Annotated in this window: 22 protein-coding genes, 1 tRNA gene and 1 riboswitch; of the genes, 8 read left to right on the plus strand and 15 right to left on the minus strand. The window is 68.8% G+C overall.

What is annotated here, in order from left to right; all coding sequences use genetic code 11:
• Window positions 1-47 precede the first annotated feature (47 nt).
• From MFF30_RS08500 to MFF30_RS08525, 6 genes are all read right to left on the minus strand, one after another.
• The gene (locus tag MFF30_RS08500) at window positions 48-1,706 is read right to left on the minus strand and encodes a porin (protein WP_238278695.1); all 1,659 of its coding nucleotides are present in this window, start codon (window positions 1,704-1,706) and stop codon (window positions 48-50) included.
• Window positions 1,707-2,253: 547 nt separating this feature from the next.
• Window positions 2,254-3,168 carry an amino acid ABC transporter substrate-binding protein gene (locus tag MFF30_RS08505; protein ID WP_238278696.1) on the minus strand — a complete coding sequence of 305 codons (915 nt, stop codon included), beginning with the start codon at window positions 3,166-3,168 and terminating at the stop codon, window positions 2,254-2,256.
• Window positions 3,169-3,191: 23 nt separating this feature from the next.
• Window positions 3,192-4,469 (minus strand): dicarboxylate/amino acid:cation symporter, encoded by a 1,278-nt coding sequence (locus MFF30_RS08510; protein WP_238278698.1) that lies wholly within the window; start codon window positions 4,467-4,469, stop codon window positions 3,192-3,194.
• A gap of 237 nt (window positions 4,470-4,706) precedes the next feature.
• Window positions 4,707-5,324: a bifunctional 4-hydroxy-2-oxoglutarate aldolase/2-dehydro-3-deoxy-phosphogluconate aldolase gene (eda, locus tag MFF30_RS08515; RefSeq protein ID WP_238278700.1), complete on the minus strand. Its 618-nt coding sequence runs from the start codon at window positions 5,322-5,324 to the stop codon at window positions 4,707-4,709.
• 161 nt (window positions 5,325-5,485) lie between these two features.
• Window positions 5,486-7,309 carry a phosphogluconate dehydratase gene (edd, locus tag MFF30_RS08520; RefSeq protein ID WP_238278702.1) on the minus strand — a complete coding sequence of 608 codons (1,824 nt, stop codon included), beginning with the start codon at window positions 7,307-7,309 and terminating at the stop codon, window positions 5,486-5,488.
• Window positions 7,310-7,565: 256 nt separating this feature from the next.
• Complete coding sequence (locus tag MFF30_RS08525; RefSeq protein WP_238278704.1) at window positions 7,566-9,044, minus strand: SulP family inorganic anion transporter; 1,479 nt, start codon at window positions 9,042-9,044, stop codon at window positions 7,566-7,568.
• 384 nt (window positions 9,045-9,428) lie between these two features.
• Between MFF30_RS08525 and MFF30_RS08530 the strand changes: the two genes are divergently transcribed.
• Window positions 9,429-10,688, plus strand: coding sequence for a GGDEF domain-containing protein (locus tag MFF30_RS08530; RefSeq protein WP_238278706.1), 1,260 nt, complete (start codon window positions 9,429-9,431; stop codon window positions 10,686-10,688).
• Here the strand turns inward: MFF30_RS08530 and MFF30_RS08535 are convergent.
• Window positions 10,673-11,632, minus strand: a complete 960-nt coding sequence (locus MFF30_RS08535) for a helix-turn-helix domain-containing protein (protein ID WP_238278708.1) — start codon at window positions 11,630-11,632, stop codon at window positions 10,673-10,675. The genes MFF30_RS08530 and MFF30_RS08535 overlap by 16 nt on opposite strands.
• A 423-nt stretch (window positions 11,633-12,055) precedes the next feature.
• On the opposite strand from MFF30_RS08535, the gene MFF30_RS08540 reads away from it, so the two are divergent.
• Window positions 12,056-12,376, plus strand: coding sequence for a hypothetical protein (locus MFF30_RS08540; protein ID WP_238278710.1), 321 nt, complete (start codon window positions 12,056-12,058; stop codon window positions 12,374-12,376).
• 51 nt (window positions 12,377-12,427) lie between these two features.
• Here the strand turns inward: MFF30_RS08540 and MFF30_RS08545 are convergent.
• The 3 genes from MFF30_RS08545 to MFF30_RS08555 form a co-directional block, all read right to left on the minus strand.
• Window positions 12,428-12,513, minus strand: a tRNA-Leu gene (locus MFF30_RS08545).
• Window positions 12,514-12,550: 37 nt separating this feature from the next.
• Window positions 12,551-13,741 carry an FAD-dependent monooxygenase gene (locus tag MFF30_RS08550; RefSeq protein ID WP_238278711.1) on the minus strand — a complete coding sequence of 397 codons (1,191 nt, stop codon included), beginning with the start codon at window positions 13,739-13,741 and terminating at the stop codon, window positions 12,551-12,553.
• A 22-nt stretch (window positions 13,742-13,763) separates the two neighbouring features.
• Entirely contained in the window at window positions 13,764-14,018 is a 255-nt protein-coding gene (locus tag MFF30_RS08555; protein WP_238278713.1) for a zinc-finger domain-containing protein, read from the minus strand.
• A gap of 196 nt (window positions 14,019-14,214) precedes the next feature.
• On the opposite strand from MFF30_RS08555, the gene map reads away from it, so the two are divergent.
• The 6 genes from map to MFF30_RS08585 all read left to right on the plus strand — a co-directional run bounded on the left by map (window position 14,215) and on the right by MFF30_RS08585 (window position 20,048).
• On the plus strand, window positions 14,215-15,045 hold the full coding sequence (gene map, locus MFF30_RS08560; protein ID WP_238278714.1) for a type I methionyl aminopeptidase: 831 nt from the start codon (window positions 14,215-14,217) through the stop codon (window positions 15,043-15,045).
• A gap of 13 nt (window positions 15,046-15,058) precedes the next feature.
• Window positions 15,059-15,784 (plus strand): RadC family protein, encoded by a 726-nt coding sequence (gene radC / locus MFF30_RS08565; RefSeq protein ID WP_238278716.1) that lies wholly within the window; start codon window positions 15,059-15,061, stop codon window positions 15,782-15,784.
• Between the two features lie 101 nt (window positions 15,785-15,885).
• Complete coding sequence (locus MFF30_RS08570; RefSeq protein WP_238278718.1) at window positions 15,886-17,325, plus strand: circularly permuted type 2 ATP-grasp protein; 1,440 nt, start codon at window positions 15,886-15,888, stop codon at window positions 17,323-17,325.
• A 128-nt stretch (window positions 17,326-17,453) separates the two neighbouring features.
• Window positions 17,454-18,398, plus strand: coding sequence for an alpha-E domain-containing protein (locus MFF30_RS08575; RefSeq protein WP_238278720.1), 945 nt, complete (start codon window positions 17,454-17,456; stop codon window positions 18,396-18,398).
• Window positions 18,399-18,435: 37 nt separating this feature from the next.
• Window positions 18,436-19,263, plus strand: a complete 828-nt coding sequence (locus MFF30_RS08580; protein ID WP_238278722.1) for a transglutaminase family protein — start codon at window positions 18,436-18,438, stop codon at window positions 19,261-19,263.
• A gap of 29 nt (window positions 19,264-19,292) precedes the next feature.
• Window positions 19,293-20,048 (plus strand): proteasome-type protease, encoded by a 756-nt coding sequence (locus MFF30_RS08585; RefSeq protein WP_238278724.1) that lies wholly within the window; start codon window positions 19,293-19,295, stop codon window positions 20,046-20,048.
• Here MFF30_RS08585 and MFF30_RS08590 read toward each other — a convergent pair whose 3' ends face one another.
• The 5 genes from MFF30_RS08590 to thiO are packed head-to-tail and all read right to left on the minus strand — an operon-like array spanning window position 20,049 to window position 24,057.
• Window positions 20,049-21,137, minus strand: coding sequence for an NAD(P)H-dependent flavin oxidoreductase (locus tag MFF30_RS08590; RefSeq protein WP_238278726.1), 1,089 nt, complete (start codon window positions 21,135-21,137; stop codon window positions 20,049-20,051). It abuts the gene before it with no gap.
• Window positions 21,138-21,155: 18 nt separating this feature from the next.
• Window positions 21,156-21,809: a thiamine phosphate synthase gene (locus MFF30_RS08595; RefSeq protein ID WP_238278728.1), complete on the minus strand. Its 654-nt coding sequence runs from the start codon at window positions 21,807-21,809 to the stop codon at window positions 21,156-21,158.
• Window positions 21,810-21,843: 34 nt separating this feature from the next.
• Entirely contained in the window at window positions 21,844-22,635 is a 792-nt protein-coding gene (locus MFF30_RS08600; protein ID WP_238278730.1) for a thiazole synthase, read from the minus strand.
• A gap of 4 nt (window positions 22,636-22,639) precedes the next feature.
• Complete coding sequence (gene thiS, locus MFF30_RS08605; protein ID WP_238278731.1) at window positions 22,640-22,852, minus strand: sulfur carrier protein ThiS; 213 nt, start codon at window positions 22,850-22,852, stop codon at window positions 22,640-22,642.
• Entirely contained in the window at window positions 22,849-24,057 is a 1,209-nt protein-coding gene (gene thiO, locus MFF30_RS08610) for a glycine oxidase ThiO (RefSeq protein ID WP_238278733.1), read from the minus strand. Before thiO ends, thiS begins: the two co-directional genes overlap by 4 nt.
• Window positions 24,058-24,134: 77 nt before the next feature.
• A riboswitch (TPP riboswitch) is annotated at window positions 24,135-24,263 on the minus strand.
• Between the last annotated feature and the right edge of the window lie 24 nt (window positions 24,264-24,287).

The raw sequence follows: 24,287 nt of genomic DNA on the forward strand, positions 1-24,287 counted from the left end.
AACGATCCGGGCTCGGAGGCGAGCCCGGATCGTTCGTGGTGATTGGCTTAGAAGTCGCGCTGAACGCGGGCGCGCAGCTGGAAGGTGTCCGAGGCGGTGACGGTGCGGAGGCTGGTGGCCTGGGCCGCCGTGAGAGCGTTCACCTGGGCCGCCGTCAGGGTGCCGTTGTTGAACTGGTCGATGACACGACCGTTCTGGACGCCGACCTTGGTGTAGAAGCCCTCGAGACCGATATCGAGGTCCTTCACGGGCGACCAGATGATGCTGCCGCCTGCGACGAACTGGTAGTTGTCGCGCAGGGCCGGGCTGAGAGCGAAAGCACGCGAGCCCGGCGCGCCGATGAACGCGGCGGAGTTCACGCCCGGCGCGAAGCCGGAGCCGGCATAGGCGGCGGCGTTGGCTTCACGCGCGCCACGAGCGAAGGACATCTCGCCGTAGCTGCCGAACACGGCCGAGCGCCACTCGGGAGCCCAGTAGTGCAGGAACGAACCGACCACCGTCCAGCTGGTGGAAAGGTCGATCTTACCCGTGATCGGGTTGAGGGAGGCATCCGCCATGTAGGGATCGAACGCAGCGCCGTTGATGGTGCTGGCCGAACGCGTGTAGCTGCCGTTGTACGAGGAGTAGCCGGTGTAGAGGGTCGCGCCTTCACCGTAGGCGCCCTGCAGGTACAGGGTGTCGCCGGGGGCGATGAAGGGCATGTTGATCTTCACGCCACCCTGGACGGCCCAACCGTACTCGCTGGAGACGCGAGCACCGGGACCGACGATACCGGGAGCGAAGAAGTTGTTCTGGAGGCCGACGATGCCGGCGACGTTGGCGCTGCCCGTGCCGATGACGTTGCTGGTGTTCAGCTCCTTGACGGCGGCGGAGAGCTGGGCCGAACCCCAGGCGGCGTCGTAGCGAAGCACGCCGACGAAGTCGGGCATACGGTTGCGCTGCGAGACTTCGATCTGCTGGAAGGTCGGAACGCCGAGGGCGTTCGTCGACAGCAGGACGCGGGAGAGAGCACCGGCAGCGGTGGATTCCTGCGAGTTGATCGTGTTGCGGCGGAAGGACGGATCTTCGAGCGAGACCGTGGCCGACAGGCCGCCGTCGCCGAGCTTGCTCGTGTAGGCGAGCAGGTTGGTCGACTGCAGATCCGAGTTGGCGGTGGCACCGGCGAACTCGAAGTCGTGAGCGTAGAAGTCGAAGAACGAGGAAGCGCGACCAGCGGTGAGGCCGGCGAACTGGATGAACGCCTTGTCGGTGTTCACGAACTGCTGCACGCGGCCGCCCTGGTCCTGGCCGATGGCGGCGAAGGCGCTGCCGATGCGCTCCTGGGTGCCGGAGCGGAGACCGCCGGTGGCACCGGTGCGCGAGGCGAACTGGAGACGCACGAAGGCGCGCAGGGTGCCGTAGCCGGTCTGGGTGCGGGCGTCGACGTTAATGCGGGCGAGGCCGATGTAGCCGGTGGTGTCGCCCTGCGAACCGTTGTTGGAGCGGGCGGAGGTCGGCTGGTAGCCAACGTCGAGGCGGGCGCGGCCCGAGAGACGAATGCAGGTATCCGTGCCGGGGATGTAGAAGAAGCCGGCGCCGTAGGCGGAGCAAACGCGGACGTATTCGATCGGCGCAGCCTTCTTGACCGGGAGGTCAGCTGCCTGTGCTCCGGCGACCGCAGCAAACCCTGCTGCGGAGGCGAGAAGCGAGCTCTTCAAGAGCTTCATTGATATCTCCAAAAGCTTCGAGACCCGAGGGAAGGCATACTGCGCCCGAGATCTTCGAGGACCTCGATATCGCGTCACCCTTTGTTTTTGAATGACCGAGCGTTGACCGCTGGAAATTGCACTTCTGCCCTGGCGTTGCCCCCAGTGCGAGAACACTCTGTGCGAGCGGGTTAACGGCGGCAACTCGGAATCGTGATCGGGGCGGCGGTTCCCCGATGCTGTTGCTGCCGTGCAACGTTGTGCAGGTGGCTAAGTGTCTGTCCGGGAACGCACGTTTCGTCGCCAAATGGCGGAATCAACCGGCCTCGGGCAGAGGCCAAGTTATCGCAAATACGAAATAATCCATGATTCACGCCACATCCCTGATAAACGCTCAGGGCATGACGCGCGCCGGTTCACGGCCGCCACGCCGACGACCGTGCCTTCGGCGCCTGGTATGCCAAACTGTGGAGAACCGGGTCGCCGACGCACCGATCGGGTCCGCCGAAGCACCCGGCGTATTCGAATCAGGGGACGGACTCGAATTCGCGCGGACGAGCTTAGCCGCTCAGTCTTGGAGCCCGATCACCTGGAAGTTGGTGTGCAGCTCGTCGGACATCGGCACGTTGAGGCGCAGGCCGCCGGGCAGGCGCTTGAGGAACCAGCGCTCGTAGATCCATCGCAGTTCGCGTGATTCGGCCAGGCGCTGGAAGGTGGCGGTGACAAGGCCCGCGAGTTGGGCATCGTCCTTGCGGAACATCAGGCCGTAGGGCTCGAAGGAAAGCTTGTCCTGCAGGACGGTGTAGGCCGCGCCGTCCGGCCCGGCCCCGGCGATCAGGCCGTAGAGCAGCACGTCGTCGAGGCCGAGGGCATCGGCTTTCCCGTCCCGGACCAGGGCGAAGGACTCGGCGTGATCCCGGCCCGTGACGATCGTCGCGGGGATCTTGAGGCGGGCGAAGAGTGCGCGCAGGACGGTCTCGTTGGTGGTCCCGGCCGTGACCGCGACCGTGCGCCCGGCCAGATCCCGGTAGGAGCCGATCGGTGCGCCGCGCTTCACGAGGAGCTTGGTCGCGCTGAAGAAGGTCACGGGCGAGAAGGCCACCACGCGGCGCCGCTCGGCATTGGCGGTGGTGGATCCGCATTCGAGGTCGATCCGGCCGGAGGTGACCGCTTCGATCCGGTTGTCGGATGTCACGGGCTCGTAGCGGACCTTGAGATCGCTGCGGCCGAGTTCCTTGCCGATGTCGTCGACGATCTCGAGGCAGAGGTCGAGGGCGTATCCGGCGGGCCGGCCGGCGCCGTCCGTGAAGGAGAACGGCAGGGAACTCTCGCGGTAGCCGAGCCGCACCGTACCGGTGTCGGCGATACCCTTCAGGGTTCCGGCCAGAACGTCGACGGCGCGGGAGGGCGCGGCCGAGGCGCAGAGGGCGAGGCCGGCGAGCAGCCCGGCCAACGGCGCGGCGAGAAGGGGATGGCGCGGCATGGTCACCACCGGCTCCCGGGCCGCTACTCGGCCGGTTCCGGCAAGGGACTGACGTCGCGGTCGAGCCGCTGGTCGGTCAGGGCGAGCTGCCCCTCCCACTTCGCCACCGCGACCGTGGCGACGCTGTTGCCCAGCACGTTGGTGGCGGAGCGCCCCATGTCCAGGAACTGGTCGATGCCGATGATGAGGAGGAGGCCGGCCTCCGGAATATGGAAGGTCGTCAGGGTGGCGGAGATCACCACCAGGGAGGCGCGCGGCACGCCGGCCATGCCCTTCGAAGTCACCATCAGGAGGAGCAGCATGGTGAGCTGCTGACCGAGAGTGAGGGGAATGTTGTAGGCCTGGGCGATGAACATGACCGCGAAGGTGCAGTACATCATCGAGCCGTCGAGGTTGAACGAGTAGCCCATCGGCAGCACGAACGAGGTGATCTTGTTCGGCACGCCGAAGCGCTCGAGGTTGGTCAGGGTCTTGGGATAGGCCGCCTCGCTGGAGGCGGTGGAGAAGGCGAGGAGGAAGGGCTCCTTGATCAGGTCGAGGAGGCGCTTCATCGCGGTGCCCACCAGGAGGAAGCCCGCGAAGGCGAGCAGGCACCAGAGGATCGCCAGGCTGAAGTAGAATTCCAGCATGAACTTGCCGTAGGTCACGAGCACGCCGATGCCCTGCGTGGTGATGGTCGCGGCGATGGCCGCGAAGACCGCGATGGGCGCGAAGCCCATGACGTAGCCGGTGATCTTCAGCATCACGTCGGCGAGGCCCTCGATGCCCTGCGCCAGCAGCTTGCCCTTCTCGCCGAGGGCTGCCAGCGCCACGCCGAAGAAGATCGAGAACACCACGATCTGCAGGATCTCGTTGTTGGCCATCGCCTCGACCGGGGATTTCGGCACGAGGTGCGTGACGAACTCCTTCAGGGAGAGCGACGCGGCCTTGAGGTTGGTGGTGGCGCCGGCATCGGGCAGCGGCAGGTTGAGGTTGTCGCCCGGCCGCAGAATATTGACCATCACGAGCCCGAGGAGCAGCGAGCACAGGGAGGCGCCCACGAACCAGAGCATCGCCTTGCCGCCGACCCGGCCGACCGAAGCCGTGTCGCCCATATGGGCGATGCCGACGACGAGGGTGGAGAACACCAGCGGCGCGATGATCATCTTGATCAGGCGCAGGAAGACATCGCTGATCAGCGCGATGTATCCAGAAATCTCTTTGGAAGTCTGCGGGTCCGGCCACGTGATGTTGCACAGGTATCCGACCGCGATACCGAGCAGCATGCCGATGAAGATGTATGTGGTGAGCCTGGACTGCATCGCCTATCCCCCACCCGGCGCGCCCGACGACGCTCCGTTCCGAGAGAACCAGGGCTCTGGTTCACCCGGAACGATCTTGCAGGAGGCATGCCAGGCTCGGGGTCGCGATCACGACCGAGAGGATTAATTCCTCGGCCGGAACGTGCCGGTCCGGGCGCTCCTGGGCCGGAGGCTAGCCCTTTTTCGGCCACAATCAAGCACGGCGTGGCCGGCGTAGTCCGAGGTCCGAGACCGGCTTCAGGCGGGCCGCAGGCGGCTTGCCGCCTCGGCCGCACGCCGGATCAGGGCCGCGTCCGGCGCGCCGGGCGGGACGACCCAGCTTCCGCCGACGCAGAGCACCGGCTTCAGGGCGAGCCAGTCCGGCGCCGTCGCCTCGGAGATGCCGCCGGTCGGGCAGAAACGGACCTGACCGAAGGGACCCGCCAGGGCCTTCAGTGCCTTGATGCCGCCGGCCGCCTCGGCCGGGAAGAACTTGAAGCGGTCGAGGCCGTGATCGAGGCCGCGCATGATGTCGGCGGCGTTGGCGACCCCCGGCAGGTAGGGGATGCCGCGCGCGATCGCCGCCTTGGTGAGCGGGTCGGTCAGGCCCGGGCTGACGATGAAGGTCGCTCCTGCCTCCATCGCGGCGTCGAGGTCTCGCTCGTTGAGTACAGTCCCAGCCCCCACCACCGCGCCCTCCACCCGCGCCATCGCACGGATGACGTCGAGGGCTGCCGGCGTGCGCAAGGTGACCTCCAGGGCCGTCAGCCCGCCCGCCACCAGGGCGGCGGCGATGGGCTCGGCCTGGGCGACGTCCTCGACCACGAGGACCGGAATGACGGGGACGGAGCGCATCAGCGCGTCGATGGAGGTCATGGGCGGTATCCTTCGGATCGGGGACGGGTGTCATACCAAATCCGTTTGATCCCTTCCGGCGATCCCTGCGGGATCGCGTTCGGGATGGCGGATCTGGGCTTCGCTCAAGTGCCGCGCAGGCTTGCCGACACGTCATCCGCTTCGATCAAGCGGATGACGTGTCAGAGACCGGCGGCGGCCAGCATGGCCGAGGCGCCCTGCTCCGCCCCGTCGGCCCCGTGCCGCATGAAGGCGAAGAGCTCACGGCCGGTGCCGAAGGCCGGGGGCGGAGCCGTGGCCTCGTCGCGGCGCGCCCACTCGGCCGCGTCGACCAGGGCCTCCAGGGTCCCGTCCTCAGCGCTGAGGCGGACGACGTCACCGTCGCGCAGCTTCGCCAGGGGGCCGCCGCCGAGGGCCTCGGGGCTGAGGTGGATGGCGGCCGGGACCTTGCCGGAAGCCCCCGACATGCGCCCGTCCGTGACGAGGGCGACGCGGAAGCCGCGATCCTGCAGCACGCCGAGTTGCGGCGTCAGCTTGTGGAGTTCCGGCATCCCGTTGGCCCGCGGCCCCTGGAAGCGCACCACAACCACGACGTCGCGCTCCAGTTCGCCCGCCTTGAAGGCCGCCATGACGTCGTCCTGGTCGTCGAAGACGCGGGCCGGCGCTTGAACCGTCCAGCGCGCGGGATCGACCGCGCTGGTCTTGAAGGTGGCCCGCCCGAGATTGCCCTTGACCAACCGCATGCCGCCATCGGGCTGGAAGGCGTTGGCGGGGCCGCGCAGGATGCTCTCGTCGTGCGAGCGCTCGGGGGCGTCCTCGAACACGAGCGCGTCGTCGATCAGCTTCGGGTCGCGCGCGTGGTCGCGCAGGCGCGTGCCCGCCACGGTGAGGATGTCGTCGTGGAGCAGGCCGGCGTCGATCAGGCTGGCGATGACGTAGGACATGCCGCCGGCCGCGTGGAAATGGTTCACGTCGCCCGAGCCGTTCGGGTAGACCTTCGCCACCTGGGGTACGACGGCCGAGAGCCGGTCGAAATCCGCCCAGTCGAGGACGATGCCGGCCGCCCGCGCGATGGCCGGCAGGTGGATGGCGTGGTTGGTGGAGCCGCCCGTGGCCAGGAGACCGACGACGGCGTTCACGATCGCCTTCTCGTCGACGCAGTGGCCCAGTGGCCGGTAGTCGTTGCCGTTGGCGCCGATCTCGGACAGGCGATGCACGGCCGCGCGGGTCACGGCCTGGCGCAACTTCGTGCCCGGATTGATGAAGGAGGCGCCGGGCATGTGCAGGCCCATCACGTCCATCATCATCTGGTTGGAGTTGGCGGTGCCGTAGAAGGTGCAGGTGCCGGCCCCGTGATAGGAGGCGGATTCCGATTCCAGAAGCTCGTCGCGCCCGACCTTGCCCTCTGCGTAGAGCTGGCGGATGCGCTGCTTCTCCTTGTTGGCCAGCCCCGAGGGCATCGGACCCGCCGGGATCAGGATCATCGGCAGGTGCCCGAAGCGCAGCGCGCCGATGAGCAGGCCCGGCACGATCTTGTCGCAGATGCCGAGGAGCGCCGCGCCGTCGAACATGCCGTGGCTGAGCGCCACCGCCGTGGAGAGCGCGATGGTGTCGCGCGAGAACAGCGACAATTCCATGCCGCGCTGGCCTTGCGTGACGCCGTCGCACATCGCCGGCACGCCGCCGGCCACCTGCGCGGTGGCGCCGACCTCGCGGGCGAACAGCTTCATCTGCTCGGGATAGCGGCCGTAGGGCTGGTGCGCCGAGAGCATGTCGTTGTAGGCGGTGACGATGGCCATGTTCATGGCCCGGCCGGACTTGATCACGGCCTTGTCCTCGCCGGACGCCGCGAAGCCGTGCGCGAGGTTTCCGCAATTCAGCATCGGACGGTGGACGCCGGATTCCTTCTCGCCGGCGATCAGGTCGAGATAGGCCTTTCGCGTCCGCGCCGAGCGCTCGACGATGCGAGCCGTGACGGCGGCGATCTCGGGGTGAAGCGCGCTCATGGCCAATCTCTCCTCACGTCGGCGCGGCGGCAGCCTGCCCCGATACGGGGCCAGCGCCGGCCGCGTCTGTCTTTACTAGCGCAGGCGCACGACGATTGCGCGCCCGAGCCCTGATCTCGGCCGGACACGCGGGCCGTCAATGGCCCCGCGCCCGCAACCCTGGCTCGCAGTCTTGCGGATCCCAGTCCTGCGGATCCCAGTCCTGCAGATCCCAGGCCAGCGGGTCGCGGGCCGGATCCGATCCCGCGCCGTGGCCCTAATGCCCGCCGGGCGCCAGGGCCATGCCGGGCTTCTGGTGCGTGCCCAGGCGTTCGACCATCGTGGCGGTGGCGGGGTTCATGCCCGTGATCTCCACCGGGACGCCGTGATGGCGGAACTTGAGCACCACCCGATCGAGGGCGTTCACCCCCGTGATGTCCCAGAAATGGGCCGCGTTCAGGTCGATCACGATGCCGGTCAGCCCGGCCTCGCGGAAATCGAAGGCGTCGTGGAAGGCTTGCCCCGTGGCGAAGAAGATCTGCCCCGTGATGCGGTAGGTTCGTAACGTACCGTCGCGCTGCGAGGCCACGGCGAAGAAGCGCGTCACCTTGTGGGCGAAGAACAGGCCGCTCAGGACAACGCCGAACAGCACGCCCTTGGCCAGATCGTGCGTGGCCACCACCACCGCCACCGTGCCGAGCATGACCACGCTCGAACTCTTCGGGTTCGTCAGCAGGGTGCGCACCGAATTCCACTGGAAGGTGTTGATCGAGACCATGATCATCACCGCCACCAGGGCCGCCATCGGGATCTGCGCCACGTAGGGCCCGAGCACGACGATGAGGAACAGCAGGAAGGCGCCCGCCCACAGGGTCGAGAGGCGTCCGCGCCCGCCGGAGGAGACGTTGATCACCGACTGGCCGATCATCGCGCAGCCGGCCATGCCGCCGAAGAGACCCGCGCCGATATTGGCGAGCCCCTGGCCGGCGCATTCGCGGTTCTTGTTCGAGCCGGTATCGGTCATCTCGTCGAGGATCGCCGCCGTCATCAGGCTCTCCAGGAGGCCGACCATGGTGAGCGTCAGCGCGTAGGGCAGGATGATCCGCAGGGTCTCGAGGGTGAAGGGCACCTGCGGCAGGGCGAAGGCCGGCAGTTCGGTGGGCAGCGCGCCCATGTCGCCGACCTTGTGGATCGGCAGGCCGAGCGCCATCGAGGCGCCCGTGAGAAGGACGATAGTGACGAGGGGCGACGGCACCGCCTTCGTCAGGTAGGGCAGCCCGTAGATCAGCGCGAGTCCGAGCGCCGTCATCCCGTAGACGATGCTCCCCTGCCCGATCAGTTCGGGCATCTGGGCGAGGAAGATGAGGATCGCGAGGGCGTTGACGAATCCGGTCACCACCGAGCGCGAAACGAAGCGCATGAGGTTGCCGAGACGCAGCACCCCGGCCACGATCTGGAACACGCCCGTCAGGAGGGTCGCGGCGAAGAGGTAGCCGAGCCCGTGCTCCTTGACCAAGCTGACCATGACGAGGGCCATCGCCCCCGTGGCGGCGGAGATCATCGCAGGCCGTCCGCCCGCGAAGGCGGTGATCACCGCGATGCAGAAGGAGGCGTAGAGGCCGACCTTCGGATCGACCCCCGCGATGAGCGAGAAGGCGATCGCCTCCGGGATGAGCGCCAGGGCGACCACGGTGCCGGCCAGGATTTCGCGCGTGATATCGGGAGCCCACTCGCTCCGCAGATTCGTGACTGTCATGGGATGTGTCGATCCAGTCGTCCCGGCGCGCGCGAAGCGCTGACGGGGACAGGAATAGGAAGCGGCGACCGCCGCATCGGCGGCACCGGAATCGGAACGGGAATGTCTTCTCGGAGAGCGACGGCTACGGCGGCGTCGGCCGTGCGTACAATCTGGCTCGATCCTTCAGCATGCCCCCTCTTAGCAGGATCGAACGGCCTTGCAACGTCAGGCCGTTCTCCGTCGGGCAATTCTCGGACAGGTCATCCCCGGCTTGGTCCGCAGCGGAGCTATGATGGGTTTCAGATCCGCAATTTGACGCAAAACAGGTCACGGACAGCGCGCTTTTACGATCTGAAAAGGATAGATTGCCTAAACGAGATCTGTCATCCGGCGAAGGGACCGATGTCTGATTCGAACGAAAGCCTGATCGAAGCGGCCCGGCGCAGACCCTGGTTTCGCCTGCGTCTTCCGGGTGCCCTCGAGGCCGCGTTCCGCGCCACCACCCGGGTCTCCCCCGGCGGCTACCTGCAATCCTGGCTGCTCGTCTTCATCGCCTTCAACGTCCTCTCCCTGAAGATGGACTTCGACGTGTTCGGGGCCGAACGCTTCGCGGTCCCGGCCTTCCTCACCCTCTGCGTGTTCACGCCGCTCACCGTGGCGGGAATCCTCGCCCTGCACGGCTCGCCCAGCACGGACCGGCAGGCGACGGTGGTGATCGGGACGGCGCTCATCGACATGACGGTGGTCCTGATCAGCGCGCAGATCGCGCCGGTCGGCCACGCGGATTCGTACCGGATCCTCGCGGTGGTGGTCCCCCTCGTCGTCGGAATGATCGCGCCCCTGTCGTTCCGGCACTGCCTGATCTTCTGCGGCTCCGCCTTCGCCCTCTACGTGGGCTACGTGACCGCCTTCGTCCTGCCGCATGATGCGCCGACGGGCCTGCCGCTGCTGATCGCCAGCCTCGTCCTCGTGCCGCTCAAACTCGCCTATTCACGGGAATGGACCATGAAGGAGGCTTTCCTCCTGACCATGGAGAAGGCACGCCGGGACAGGGACCTCGCCGAAGCGAACGCACGCCTGACCGTGCTGTCCGAGACCGACGCCCTCACGGGCCTGTCGAACCGGCGCTCCTTCACGGCAAACCTGCGCACGGACTGGCTCGGCGCTCTCGATGCCGGAGACTGGATCGCGGTGGCGCTGATCGACATCGACGCCTTCAAGCGCCTGAACGACACCGCAGGACACCTCGAAGGCGACCTCTGCCTGCAGCGGGTGGCCGGCGCCCTGCGGGAGACCGCCGAGGCCGAAGGCGTCCGCATCGCGCGCTATGGCGGGGAGGAATTCGGCGTTCAGATCCCATCGGCCGACCTGAGTCGGGCCCGCGTGATCGGTGAGCGCCTGCGCGCGGCCGTCGCCGCGCTGGCCTATCCGCATCCGGGCCTGGGCCGGAGCGGGCACGTGACGGTTAGCGTCGGCATCGCCGCGGCCCACGGAAGCATCGCGGCCTTCGGGATCAGCGAGAGAGACCTTCTCAAGGCCGCCGACGACGCCCTCTACCGGGCCAAGCGCGGCGGACGCGACCGCGTCGAGGGCGCCCTGCTCACCCTGGAATCCGCGAATTCCGATGGCGGACCCACACCCCAGCATCAGGACGCCGGCTGACCGCCGGCATCTCGGTACTCGCGCGGCGTCATCGCGTAACGGGCCCGGAAGCGACGCGCGAAATGGGCTGCGCTGGAAAAGCCGCAACCATACGCGAGGGTCGCGATCGTCAGGTGCCGGGTTCCGGGATCGGTCAGGCGTTCGGCGGCTACCTCCAGACGGCGCTGCCAGATCCAGTCGGCGATGTGACGCCCCTGATCGTGGAACAGTTCCTGAAGACGCCTGAGTGAGACGCCGACGCCTTCGGCGAGCCGTCGCGGGTCGAGGGTCGGATCTCCGAGATGAGCCTCGATGTAGGCCTTCGCCCGCTGGACCACGACCGTCCCATGGAGCGGGCTGGGAACCTCCCGGGCGAGGCGGTCGGCGATGCCCGCGATGATGAGGTCGGTTGCGATGGTGGCCATCCGGGCCGCGCTATCCGGATCGAGTTTCTCGCCCAAACGAACGAGATCCTGAATGAACGCCGTCGCCAACGCGGTCGCTGGCCGATTCCCCTCGATCGTCAAGGCCGTGAACAGCCGGCTCGATCCGAGCATCACCTCCAGCCGTTCCCGCGGGAGCTCCAGCACCAGCATCGCGTCCCTCCGGCCCGCGACGTGGACGTTCGGTCTGCTCCCCAGCACCATGATATCGCCGGTCCGCTGGATCGCCGCGCGATCCTCCTGCGCCGACATCGAAACGCCGGCCTCCTGAATCAGAATGAAGAGCGAACCGGGCTCGTCACGCCGGCGAAGGGTGGCGGGGGTGACGCGGCTCTGAACCGCGCTCTCCACGACCCGCGTCAACCGGAGCGGACCGATGTCGAGGGCCTCGACCAGTCCGTCGAAGGGATCTGCGCTGAGATGTGCCTGCTCGATCGGACCGACCCGATCCTGGACGAAGTCCTGCCAGAGGCGGAAGCGATCCTTCCCTTTGACGGCCGCGGTCGAAAAGATCGTCTGCACTTCTGGGCTGCCTCCTCGTGGCACACGCTCTGTCCAAGACGCCGATGACCATCAGTTGCAACACGGACACCACCGGAGCGGGAATGTCGGAAGCTGTTCAAGCTTAAGTCTCACCTCGCGCGCTCAGTCAACTGTTCGCGCGCCCATAGGCAAGACATGAGCATGGAGTCCGGAAGTGCAACGTGTATCATTTGCTTGTCCCCAAAAGGTGCATCCGGCACGATCAATCTTAGCAAGAGAACTGCTGTTGATATTTCGTAATTGCGAAATCCCGTCAAATAAATCTGACGTTTCAATTATCGAACGTCGCTGGCAATGATGACTTCCTCCCCGAACATACCGTTGCCCCGCCCCGGACAGACGGATCGAACGGCAGAATCGAACTTGCCGCAGAATGTCGGCGTGCGCGCAGAGAATTTGCCGATGGAGTTTTCGGTTCCGATCGATTTCGCGCAGGTGGTCCTCGGCTGCCATCTCCGGGCCGCCCGCGCGCTGCTCGATTGGCCCATGCAAACCCTGGCCGGATCCAGCGATCTCTCCCTATCGACGGTCAAGCGCTTGGAAGACCGCGAGGATCCCCATCTCAGCCGCTCCCGCCGGAAGGCCATCGTCGCCCTTCATCGCGCCGGAATCCGCTTCCTCGTGCTCAACGATGGCTCGGTGGCGGTGGCCAGGATTCCGGCGACCAAGATTCCGGCGACCAAGATCCCGGCCACCAAGATCCCGGCCTTCGGTTCGCGCTGAAGCCGATTCCGGGACCGATCGAGGCGCAGGAGCGAAGGTTGGGGAGCGCGTTGGTGCGGACGGCGGGACTCGAACCCGCACAGCCAAAGGCCGCAAGATTTTAAGTCTCGTGCGTCTACCAGTTTCGCCACGTCCGCTTACCCCGACCAGCGGTAGCGGGACGGGCCAAGGAGATCAAGGCGTCCAGCCGTACAGCCAGGCGTAGCGGCGATTCATGCCGTCCGGCCCGAGGCGGCGCATCACGGCGTTGCGCACACGGCCGACGAGGGCGCCCGCGTGATAGGTGCGCCCGTTGGCGCGGGCGGCCGCGCGAACACGGGCGACGCGGGCGGTCCGGGCACGGCGATAGGCGTCCAGCGACGCGGGCAGATCGCGGGTGGAGCCCGCCGGCCCGAGGGCCATCGCCAGGACGGCGCTGTCCTCGATGGCGAGGGCCGCGCCCTGGGCCAGGAAGGGCAGGATCGGGTGGGCGGCATCGCCCAGGAGGGCGAGGCGCCCGCGCGCCATCACGCGCGCGGCCGGGCGGTCCTCGAGCGACCAGACGAGCCAGGAATCCGGCACCGCGAGCAGGCCCGCGAGGGGGGCGGCGGCATCCCGGAAACGGGCGCGCAGCACGGCGGGCTCGCCGAGCTGACCCCAGCCCTCGCTCCCCGTGCGCTCCGGAACGACCGCCACGACGTTGACGTGCTGGCCGCCGCGCAAGGGGTAGTGCACCACATGGCGCCCCGGGCCGAGCCAAAGTCCGGTGGCCTCCGCATCGAGGTCCGGCGGCATGGCCTCGCGGGGGACGATGGCCCGCCACGCCGCCGCGCGACAGGAGCGCAGCGCCTGTCCGTCGAGATGGGCGCGCAGGCGCGAACGGACGCCGTCCGCCCCGACCACGAGGTCGGCCGCGAAGGTCTCGGGCTTCCCACCGCTGGTGCTCTCCAGAGTCAGGTCGGCGCCGTCCGCCCGTTCGGCGTAGCCGGTCACGTCGCGACCGACGAGGAGGCGGATGTTGGGGCGCCCACGCACGGCGTCGAGGAGCAGGGTCTGAAGGTCCGCCCGGTGGATCACGTAGTAGGGCGCGCCGAAGGTGTCGCGGTGGCTCTGTCCCAGCGCCACGCCGCCGATCGCCTGGCCGCCGCGCAACGACCGGACCACCACGCGCGGCGGTTCGCTCGCCGCCCGCCGCAGGGCCGCTCCGAGGCCGAGCCCGATGAGGACCCGACTGGCGTTCGGCGAAACCTGGATGCCGGCCCCGACCTCGCTGAAGCCGGTGCGCCGCTCGATCAGCGTGACCGCGTGGCCGGCCCCGTCGAGGGCGAGCGCGGCCGTGAGACCGCCGATCCCGGCGCCCACGATGGCGATGTTCAGCCCCGGCACGGGGACGGTCCGTTCCAAGACGTCAGGCGGCGGCCGAGGCCTGGTTGTCCCAGACGCAGATCGCCGGGTCCGCCGTCCCGGCCGCGAGGTTCGGCCGGTAGCGGAACAGCGTCGAGCAATACTGGCAGATGGTCTCGTCGTCGGTGCCCATGTCGAGGAAGATGTGCGGGTGATCGAAGGGCGGCTTCGCGCCGATGCACATGAACTCCTTCGAGCCGACATGGATCACGGCCACGCCGGGGTCGTTGTGGAAATGCGGCACCGCCTTGTCAGCCATCGCCTCGTCCTGCCTGCCGGCCCGGGGGACATGCCGTCCGCGCGGGCTCCGTGTGAAGGGTCTGCCGATCCCGTCTCTAGCGGCTCGCACGGCGCACGCCTAGTGCATCGCGGGAAGGCCGGCAGCAGGGTTGGCCTCATGCCCGCGCCACCGTACATAGGGATCGACCCGCTCCGGCACCCGCACGAAATCCGCCATGACCCAGACCGATCAGGCCGTCTCCGAGAGCGGCCGCCGCACGCCCCAGCCGCCGATCCACGGCCCGGAGGCTTTCGAGGGCATGCGCAAGGCGGGCCGGCTCACCGCCGAAGCCCTCGACGTCCTGATGGAGGCCACCGCCCCCGGCGTCACCACCGAGCACCTCGACAAGCTCGCCTACACCTTCGCCATGGATCACGGCGCCTACCCGGCCTCGCTGCTCTACCGCGGCTACCCGAAGTCGATCTGCACCTCGATCAACCACGTGGTCTGCCACGGCATTCCCAACGACAAGCCCCTGCGCGAGGGCGACATCGTCAACCTCGACATCTGCCTCATCGTCGACGGCTGGCACGGGGATTCGAGTCGCATGGCCTATGTGGGCGACGTGCCGCGCAAGGCCCAGCGCCTCTGCGAGATCACCCACGAGTGCCTGATGCGCGGCATCGCGGCGATCAAGCCCGGAGGCTCCACCACGGATATCGGCCGGGCGATCCAGGCCTATGCGGAGGCGGAGCGCTGCTCGGTAGTGCGCGACTTCTGCGGCCACGGCCTCGGGCGCAGCTATCACGACGCGCCGACCATCCTGCACTACGTCGAGCCGAGCTACGACGTGCGGTTCCAGCCCGGCCAGTTCTTCACCGTGGAGCCGATGATCAACCTCGGCCGACCGGCGGTGAAGGTGCTCTCCGACGGCTGGACGGCGGTGACGCGGGACCGCTCGCTTTCCGCCCAGTTCGAGCACACCGTAGCGGTGACGGAGACGGGGGCCGAGATCTTCACCCTCTCGCCCAAGGGGCTGCATCAGCCAATTCCCACGGCCGGCTGACGTCGCGCGCCCTGTGAGCGTCCCGCCCCCGCCCCGTCCCGACCCCCTCGACGGCGCGAAGGAGGCCGAGCCGCATTATCTCGGCCATCGCGACCGCCTGCGGGCCCGCTTCGCGCAGGCCGGTGCCGACGCCCTGCCGGACTACGAACTCCTCGAACTCGCGCTGTTCCGTGCGATTCCGCGCCGGGACGTGAAGCCGCTCGCCAAGGCCCTGATCCGGCGCTTCGGCAGCTTTGCCGAGGTGCTGAGCGCCGAACCCGCCCGACTTGCTGAAATTGAAGGCATCGGCGCCGGGGTCATCGCCGACTTGAAGCTCATCGAAGCGGCAGGTCACCGCCTGGCGCGGGGTGCCATCGCCGAGCGGCCCCTGCTCTCCTCCTGGAGCGCGGTGCTGGAATACTGCCGGGCCACCATGGCCTTCGCGCCCCGCGAGCAGTTCCGCGTGCTGTTCCTCGACCGGCGCAACCATCTCATCGCCGACGAGATCCAGGGACGCGGGACCGTGGACCACACGCCCGTCTATCCGCGCGAGGTGGCGCGCCGGGCCCTCGAACTCTCCGCGACCGCGATCCTGCTCGCCCACAACCACCCGTCGGGCGATCCGACCCCCTCGGCGGCCGATATCCGGATGACCCGCGAGATCATCGGGGTGCTCGATCCCCTCGGGATCATCGTCCACGATCACATCATCCTGGGGCGTGAAGGACATGCCAGCTTCAAGGGCTTGAAGTTGATCTGATCGTGCTACGGTGCGCGTCAGGGCGGTAGGGTTGTGACCGCGGGGCTCGACCGCTGGCGCGCCTCTTGCCTGGATCGTGGCGTTTCAAGGGGGAGGCGCGAATGGCGCTCGCTGCATTCGACGAGATGACCGGCCTGCCCGATGGGGCGCTGAGCGACCCCGCCGTGCGCGAAGCCTATAACAGCCTCAAGACCTGGCTCGACACGACGCCGCCCGAGCACTTCAACACCCGTCGAAGTCAGGCCGAGATGCTGTTCCGGCGCATCGGCATCACCTTCGCGGTCTACGGGGCGAACGAATCGACCGAGCGTCTGATCCCGTTCGACATCATCCCCCGGGTCATCACCAAGCCGGAATGGGGCTTCCTGGAGCGGGGCCTGAAGCAGCGCGTCACCGCGATCAACGCCTTCCTGAAGGACATCTACGGCGCCCAGGAATGCATCAAGGCCGGGGTGATCCCCGCCGACCTCGTCTATCGCAACCCGCATTACCGCATGGAGATGCGCGCGTTCCGGGTGCCGCACGACCTCTACGTGCACATCGCCGGCATCGACATCGTGCGCACCGGCGAGAACGACTTCTTCGTGCTGGAGGACAATGCCCGCACGCCGTCGGGCGTTTCCTACATGCTTGAGAACCGGGAGGTGATGCTGCGTCTCTTCCCCGAGCTGTTCTCGCGCCATCGCGTGGCCCCCGTGGAGAACTACCCGGACGCCCTGCTGGCGACCTTGCGGTCGCTCGCGCCCTCGACCGCCACCCGCGACCCCACCGTGGCGCTGCTCACCCCAGGCCGCTACAACTCGGCCTTCTACGAGCACTCGTTCCTGGCGGACAAACTCGGGGTCGACCTCGTCGAGGCCTCCGATCTCTTCACCAAGGACGACGTGGTCTACATGCGGACCACGGAGGGGCCGCGCCGGGTCGACGTGCTCTACCGCCGCCTCGACGACGACTTCCTCGACCCCCTGGTTTTCCGGCCCGATTCGGTGCTCGGCGTGCCCGGCATCATGAACGCCTACGAGCGCGGGACGGTGACCCTCGCCAACGCCGTTGGGACCGGCATCGCCGACGACAAGGCGGTCTACAGCTACATGCCCGAGATCGTGCGGTTCTTCACCGGCGAGGAGCCGATCCTGCACAACGTGCCGACCTACCGCTGCCGCGAGAAGGACGCCTTCGCCTACGTCATGGATAACCTCGGCGACCTCGTGGTGAAGGAAGTCAACGGCTCCGGCGGCTACGGCATGCTGGTGGGCCCCCACGCCACCAAGCGCGAGATCGAGGAGTTCGGGCGCAAGCTCAGGCACGCTCCGGACGGCTTCATCGCCCAACCGACCCTGGCGCTCTCCACCTGTCCGACCTTCGTCGCCTCCGGGGTCGCGCCCCGGCACGTGGACCTGCGGCCCTTCGTGCTCTGCGGCTCGGACGAGATCCGCATCGTACCCGGCGGCCTCACCCGGGTCGCCCTCAAGGAAGGGTCCCTGGTCGTCAATTCGAGCCAGGGCGGCGGCACCAAGGACACCTGGGTCCTCGACGCCTGAGACAATGCCGGGTCTCCGCCGCACGGATCCGCGCCGGGGACCTTCCCAATCGATTGCCGCCCACGGCATAGTCCCTTCAGCCCAGCGGCCGGCGCTTCCAAGCCCGGCCGGCGTCTCAACGGAACCCCATGCTGTCCCGGACCGCCGACAACCTGTACTGGCTCTCGCGCTACGCCGAGCGGGCGGAGTTCGTCGCCCGCATTCTCGATGCGGCGCTGCGCCTGGCCGCCCTGCCATCCAGCTACGGCGGCGGCGAGACCAACGAGTGGGCCTCCGCCCTGGCCTCGGCGGGCGACCCGGAGGTGTTCAAGCCGCTCTACGACAGCGTGACGGAGGCCACCGTCTGCGACTTCCTGGCCTTCAGCCCGCACAACCCCTCCTCGATCCGCTCGTGCATCGAGACCGCCCGCGAGAACGCCCGTAGCGTGCGCACGGCGCTGACCACCGAGATGTGGGACGCGATCAACGGCGCCTGGCTCGAACTGCGGAACTACGAGGGGCGCGAACTCAACCGCGACGAGTTCACCCGCTTCCTCGACTGGGTGAAGGGTGTCTCGCTGGCCTTCGACGGGTCGGCCTACCGGACCATGCTGCGCAACGACGCGTACTGGTTCACGCGCCTCGGCACCGCCATCGAGCGGGCGGACAACACCGCCCGCATCCTCGACGTGAAGTACCGCATCCTGCTCCCCGCGACCGAGAAGGTCGGGGGCAGCCTCGACTACTTCCAGTGGACGACGATCCTGCGCGAGGTCTCGGCCTTCAACGCCTATCACTGGGTCTACCGGGAGAGCGTGAAGCCCCTGCTGGTGGCCGACCTCCTCATCCTGAACCGGCAGATGCCGCGCTCCTTCACCAACTGCTACGGCATGCTGGTGGAACACCTCGACCTCATCGCCGACGCCTACGGTCGGCGCGGTGCGAGCCAGCGCCTGGCCAGCAACACCCTGGCCCGGCTGGAGGGCGAGAACATCAACCGCATCTTCGCCTCCGGCCTGCATGAGTTCGTGACGGAGTTCATCGTCGAGAACAATCGCCTCGGCGCAGCGGTGATCGAGCAATATCTGGTATAGGGCCGACCCCAGCCCGACGCCGCGCAAAGGCCGCCGCATGCGAATCCGCGTCTTCCACGAGACCAACTACACCTACGAGCAGCCCGCCCGCGGCCTGATCCAGGTCCTGCGCCTGCGCCCGCGCGACCATGACGGCCAATATGTCCGGCGCTGGCGCATCGAGCCCTCGGTGGACGGGCGCGTGAGCGAGCGCGAGGACGGCTTCGGCAACGTGGTGCACTGGTTCACCGCCGACGAGCCGGCCGAGGCGCTCTCCATCCGCGTCACCGGCGAGGTCGACACGATCGAGATGCACGGCATCGTGCGCGGGACCATCGAGCGCCTGCCCGAGGTCTTCTACCTGCGCGATTCCGACCTCGCCCTGGCCAACGACGCGATCCAGGTCTTCGCCCGGGAGGTCGCGGCGGCAGGGGATCCGGCTCCCCTGCCCTGCCTGCACCGGCTCCTGGCGGCGGTGCACGCGCGGGTCGCCTTCGTGCCGGGGCCGGCCAGCGCCAGCACCAACGCGGCCCAGGCCTTCGCGCAGGAGAAGGGGGTCTGCCAGGACCTGACCCACCTGTTCATCGCGGCCGCACGGCACCTCGAGATCCCGACCCGCTACGTCTCGGGCTACTTCCATCACTCCGATGGCGAAACGGACCAGGGAGCCGGCCACGCCTGGGCGGAATCCCTCGTGCCGGGCCTCGGCTGGGTTGGCTTCGACGCCGCCAACGGGATCGCCACCACGGAGGCGCATATCCGCGTGGCGGTCGCCCTCGACTACCTCGGCGCGGCGCCGATTCGCGGCAGCCGCATGGGCGGCGGAACAGAGACGCTCGACGTGACGCTGCGCGTCGAGCAGGCACAGGCTACCGTCCAGTCCTGATCGCGGACGGACGCGGGAAAGACGAAGTCATGACTTATTGCGTCGGCGTCCTCGTGGAAGAGGGCCTGGTGATGATCGCCGACACCCGGACGAATGCCGGGCTCGACGATATCTCGACCTATCGCAAGCTCCACCATTTCAACGTTCCGGGCGAGCGGGTGATGATGCTGGCCTCGGCCGGCAATCTCTCCATCACCCAATCGGTCCTCAGCCTCCTGGCCGAGGGTGTCGAGGGCGATGCCGGCGAGCCCAAGATGAAGCTCGTCGAGGCGCCGACGATGTTCCAGGCGGCGCAGCTCGTGGGCCGCGCCATCCGCCGGGTGCGCGAGATCGAGAAGGCGGGCTTCGAGGCCGCCAATCTGCGCTTCTCGGTCTCGCTGCTGTTCGGCGGGCAGATCGGCGCCGAGCCGATGAAGCTCTACCTGATCTATTCGGCCGGCAACTTCATCGAGTGCAGCGGCGACGCGCCCTTCCTGCAGATCGGCGAGCACAAGTACGGCAAGCCGATCCTCGACCGGGCGGTGAAGTACGAGACCGACCTCTACGATGCCCTCAAGGTCGGCCTCGTCTCGATGGATTCGACTATGCGCTCGAACCTCGGCGTCGGTCTGCCCATCGACATCGCGCTTGCCCGCCGCAACGCCCTCGACCTCGAAGTGAACCATCGGATCGAGGCCGGCGAGAGCTACTTCCACGATCTGCGCGAGCGCTGGTCTGCCGCCCTGCGGGCCGCCCACCGGGCGATACCACGGCCGCCCTACGGACCGCCGCCGGCCGCGAAGTAGTCAGGGCTGCCCGCGTCCGAGGAGCGCGAGCGCGTCCTCGGCGAGGCGGCGCGTCAGCGCACCGGCTTCCTCCTCGCGGGCCAGGGCGACGGCCTGACCCGACCAGAGCGGCGAGAAGTCGCCCGATCCCTGCCGTTCGGCCGCGACCCGCAGGGGCTGCAGGCCGATCGCGGCGCCGGGGAAGGCCGGCACCCCGACATGCAGCGGTCCGATCTCCCGGATGACCCGGTTGACGATGCCGCGTGCCGGCTTGCCGGTGAGCACGTTCGTGATCGCGGTGTCCTCGTCCCGGGCGGCGCGCAGCGCGTCGCGATGGATCGTCGAGAGTCCGGCCTCGGGGCTTTTGAGGTAGGCGGTCCCGATCTGGACGGCGGAGGCGCCGAGCATGAAGGCCGCCGCGATCCCGCGCGCATCCGCGATACCCCCGGCAGCGATGACCGGCACGTCCACGGCATCGACCACCTGCGGTACCAGGGCCATCGTCCCGACCTGACGGGCGGGATCGTCGCCCAGGACATGATCTTTCAGGAACAGGCCGCGATGCCCTCCGGCCTCGGCACCCTGCGCGATGATGGCGTCGACGCCCCGCTCGGCCAGCCAGCGCGCCTCGCGCACGGTCGTCGCGGTGGAGACGATCCGACATCCGGCCCTGCGCAGGCGGTCGAGCATCCGTGCGGCCGGAAGGCCGAAATGGAAGCTGACGATGGCGGGCCGGAGATCCTCGACGACCGCGAGCATCGCGCCATCGAACGGCGCGCGCTGAGCCATCGCGACGGGCGCCGCCGGATCGAGGCCGAACTCGGCGTAGTAGGGGGCGAGGCGATCGCGCCATGCCGCATCGCGTCCGGCATCCGGCGGTTCGGGGACGTGGCTGAAGAAGTTCAGGTTCAGGGGCCGGTCGGTCCGTGCCCGGATGGCCGCCACCTCGGTGCGTACGCCGTCCGGCGTCAGGGCGGCACAGGCGAGGGAACCGAGGCCACCCGCCTCGGCGACCGCGACGGTAAGCGACGATTTCGGCCCGATCATTGGGGCCTGCACGATCGGATGCGCGACTGCGACGAGGTCCAGAAAGCGGTTCCTACCCCACATTGGCCGTTCCTCTTCTGCTCAATCCGGATGTGATGCCGCGTCCAGGCGGGCGAGGTAGCGTCGCGCCTGCGATGCGGGATCGGCGCTGCGCATCAGCGTGCCCATCACGGCGATACCCGCCGCCCCGGCACGCATGCAATCGGCGACGCGATCCGGCGTGATGCCCCCCAACGCGATCACGGGACAGCCGAACGCGGTCGCGCAGCGCAAGGCAGCCGGACCGAGGGCCGGACCGTAACCGGGCTTACTCGCCGTCAGGAAGATCGGGCTCAGGGTGACGTAGTCGGCGCCGGCGGCAGCGGCGGCGCGCACCTCATCGATCGCGTGTGCCGAGACGCCGAGCAGTCCCTGCGACAGCAGGAGGCGCGCGCGCCGGATCGCGGCGGACGAGGTGCCACCCGGCAGATGCACGCCGTCGGCGCCCAGTTCAGCCGCGAGGGCGGGATCCCCGCCGACGGTGAGGGTCCCGCGATGCGCGCGCACGCGCTCGGCCACCGCCCGACCGAGGGTCCGACGCGACTCGGATGCGAGGTCCCGCTCGCGGAACCAGACCCAGCGGATGCCAGCCCCCAGGAGGCGATCGAGGGTCCCCAAGAGGGCTTCCCCCGATCCGGTCGCGTCATCGGAAGGTCGGTCCGTCACGGCGAGCAGGGGCGCCGGCAGCCCGCTCATCCGCGCGCCGCCGGCGCACAGCGAAGACGCGGCCTCACGAGCCCACGAGGCCGAGTTGCGGGCTCGACGGTTCGGCGCGCCCCCGCTTCGGAATGCGTCCGGCGCAGTGCGCGTCGCGGCCCGCCTGGACCGCGGACCGCATGGCCCGGGCCATGCGCTCGGGATCGTCCGCCTTGGCCACGGCGGTGTTGAGGAGGCAGCCGGCGGCACCGAGTTCCATGGCGATCACCGCGTCCGAAGCGGTGCCGATGCCCGCATCGACGATCACGGGCACCGGAGAGCGCCGGCAGATCAGTTCGAGGTTGGCCGGGTTCGCGACCCCCATGCCGGAGCCGATCAGCGAGCCCATCGGCATTACGGCCGCGCATCCGAGATCGGCGAGGCGCTGGCAGACGACGGGATCGTCGTTGCAATAGGGCAGCACCGTGAAGCCGTCGTCCACGAGATGCCGGCAGGCTTCCAGCAGTTCGGCCACATCCGGATAGAGCGTCTCGCGGTCGCCGATGACTTCGACCTTGATCCAGGTCGTGTCGAGGGCCTCGCGGGCCAGCTCCGCCGTCATGATCGCGTCGCGGGCGGTCTCGCAGCCGGCGGTGTTCGGCAGGAACCGGTGCCCCTTCAGCCGCCGTAAGGTGTCGGAGCCGTGGCCCTGGAGGGAAACCCGCCGGATCGAGGCCGTGACGACCTCGGCGCCGGAGGCCGCGACCGCGTCGAACAGGATGCTCTGGGTCGGATATCCGGCCGTGCCGATGAAGAGGCGCGAGCGTAACGGAATGCCGGCGATGACGAGGGCATCGCCCGGGATCTCGGTCTGGGTCTCGGTCATGCCTTCAGCCTCCCTGCATGGCGCGGACGATCTCGACGCGGTCGCCCTCCCCGAGGGGCGTCGCCGCCCAGTCCCGGCGGCGGACGACCGAACCGTTGAGCGCGATGGCGATGCCCTGCGGGCTCTCGATGCCGGTCTCCTCGGCCTCGGCGCGGAACAGCGCGTCGAGATCGGCGGCCGCGCTCTCGCGGGCCTCTCCGTTGACGGTGAGCTTCATGCGGAGGCCCTCCGCTCGGCGGCCTGCCCGAACCGGGCGAGACCGAAGGCCCGGGCATAGCCGGGCAACGCCCCCGCCCCGACCAGGTCGGCCACGGCGTCGGCGGTGGCGGGCGCCAGCAGGTAACCGTTGCGATGGTGCCCCGTGGCCACGACGAGCCCGGGCGCCAGGGTGTCGATGATCGGCGCGTCGTCGTCGGATGTCGGGCGGAAACCGCTCCAGAGGGCTTCGACCGCCATCTCCTCGATGCCCGGCAGGACGCGGCGCGCGCCTTCGAGCAGGGCGTAGAGCCCTCCGGCGGTGACGCCGGGAACGTAGCCGCAATCCTCCACCGTGGCCCCGACGATGAGGTGGCCGTCGCCCTTGGGCGCCATGTGGACCTGCTCGGTCCAGACCATGTGGCTCAGCGTGCCGGTCCGCGCCGTGGTGCGCAGGGCGAGCGACTGGCCGCGCAGCGGCCGCACCGGAAGGGCGAGCGATTCGGGCAGAAGGCCGCCCTGCCCGCTCCAGGCCCCGGAGGCGAGAAGTACGACGTCCGCCCGCACGGCACCCCGGGCGGTCCGGACGCCGGTGACGCGTCCCCCGCTCCAGTCCAGGGCCTCGACGGGGCAGGCCTCCACGATGGTAATCCCGGCGCCGAGACAGGCCCGCACGAGGGCGGCCATCACGAGGCTCGGATCGACCTGATGATCGTGCGCGCAGTGTAGGCCGGCGCTGATCCCGGGGCGCAGGCCCGGCTCGCGGGCACGCACCTCCGGGCCGGAGAGCCAGCGGGCTTCGAGGCCGGAGCGCGTCTGGAGATCGTGGCGAAAGCGCAGGCGCTCGACCTCGTCGCGGCCGATGGCGAGCACCAGGGTGCCCTCCTCGCGATAGTCGATGTCGAGGCCGGATGCGGCCTGGAGGTCATCGCGAAAGCCCGGCCAGCGCGCGAGGCTCTCCAGCGCCAGCGGCAGGAGCGGATCGGAACCGGGCTCGTGCTCGGCGGCGGGTGCCAGCATACCAGTGGCGGCCAGGCTCGCGCCGGCGCCGACGGTCTCGCGTTCCAGCACGGTCACGGTCCGGCCACCCTGCGCGAGGCGCCACGCGGCCGACAATCCGATGAGACCGGCGCCGACCACGACCACGTCGCTGCGCGCCGGCACAGTCGCGGCGGTGAGCGCATCGCCGCGCGTGCGGCGCAGGTTCAGGGGGGAATTCGGGGGCACGTCCAACACAATCTCCGCGAGCGGCGCCGAGATTGGTGGGCTGCAGCTTCATCGTGCGAAGCGTGCCGGGCTCGTGACGGAAACCCGCGGTCCAATCCCTACGCCGGTATGAACCGGGTCAGGTTCGAAGGATTTCCGCGCCGCCATCCGCGAACGGACGACCATCGGTTTCTCAGCCCCTTGCCGGGGATCTCCCTGGAACGCTCCTGATGTGGGCCGCCGGCTCGCTC

This window comes from Methylobacterium goesingense, from assembly GCF_022179225.1.
Lineage (GTDB): Bacteria > Pseudomonadota > Alphaproteobacteria > Rhizobiales > Beijerinckiaceae > Methylobacterium > Methylobacterium goesingense.

Bases quoted from the DNA above. Each gene is read 5' to 3' on its own strand.
- MFF30_RS08580 (WP_238278722.1), top strand. From the start codon at position 18,436: ATGCGAATCCGCGTCTTCCACGAGACCAACTACACCTACGAGCAGCCC.
- MFF30_RS08575 (WP_238278720.1), top strand. From the start codon at position 17,454: ATGCTGTCCCGGACCGCCGACAACCTGTACTGGCTCTCGCGCTACGCC.
- thiS (WP_238278731.1), bottom strand. From the start codon at position 22,852: ATGAAGCTCACCGTCAACGGAGAGGCCCGCGAGAGCGCGGCCGCCGAT.
- MFF30_RS08570 (WP_238278718.1), top strand. From the start codon at position 15,886: ATGGCGCTCGCTGCATTCGACGAGATGACCGGCCTGCCCGATGGGGCG.
- MFF30_RS08595 (WP_238278728.1), bottom strand. From the start codon at position 21,809: ATGAGCGGGCTGCCGGCGCCCCTGCTCGCCGTGACGGACCGACCTTCC.
- MFF30_RS08600 (WP_238278730.1), bottom strand. From the start codon at position 22,635: ATGACCGAGACCCAGACCGAGATCCCGGGCGATGCCCTCGTCATCGCC.
- MFF30_RS08530 (WP_238278706.1), top strand. From the start codon at position 9,429: ATGTCTGATTCGAACGAAAGCCTGATCGAAGCGGCCCGGCGCAGACCC.
- MFF30_RS08525 (WP_238278704.1), bottom strand. From the start codon at position 9,044: ATGACAGTCACGAATCTGCGGAGCGAGTGGGCTCCCGATATCACGCGC.
- MFF30_RS08510 (WP_238278698.1), bottom strand. From the start codon at position 4,469: ATGCAGTCCAGGCTCACCACATACATCTTCATCGGCATGCTGCTCGGT.
- eda (WP_238278700.1), bottom strand. From the start codon at position 5,324: ATGACCTCCATCGACGCGCTGATGCGCTCCGTCCCCGTCATTCCGGTC.
- MFF30_RS08505 (WP_238278696.1), bottom strand. From the start codon at position 3,168: ATGCCGCGCCATCCCCTTCTCGCCGCGCCGTTGGCCGGGCTGCTCGCC.
- MFF30_RS08540 (WP_238278710.1), top strand. From the start codon at position 12,056: ATGGAGTTTTCGGTTCCGATCGATTTCGCGCAGGTGGTCCTCGGCTGC.
- MFF30_RS08585 (WP_238278724.1), top strand. From the start codon at position 19,293: ATGACTTATTGCGTCGGCGTCCTCGTGGAAGAGGGCCTGGTGATGATC.
- edd (WP_238278702.1), bottom strand. From the start codon at position 7,309: ATGAGCGCGCTTCACCCCGAGATCGCCGCCGTCACGGCTCGCATCGTC.
- MFF30_RS08500 (WP_238278695.1), bottom strand. From the start codon at position 1,706: ATGAAGCTCTTGAAGAGCTCGCTTCTCGCCTCCGCAGCAGGGTTTGCT.
- MFF30_RS08590 (WP_238278726.1), bottom strand. From the start codon at position 21,137: ATGTGGGGTAGGAACCGCTTTCTGGACCTCGTCGCAGTCGCGCATCCG.
- map (WP_238278714.1), top strand. From the start codon at position 14,215: ATGACCCAGACCGATCAGGCCGTCTCCGAGAGCGGCCGCCGCACGCCC.
- MFF30_RS08555 (WP_238278713.1), bottom strand. From the start codon at position 14,018: ATGGCTGACAAGGCGGTGCCGCATTTCCACAACGACCCCGGCGTGGCC.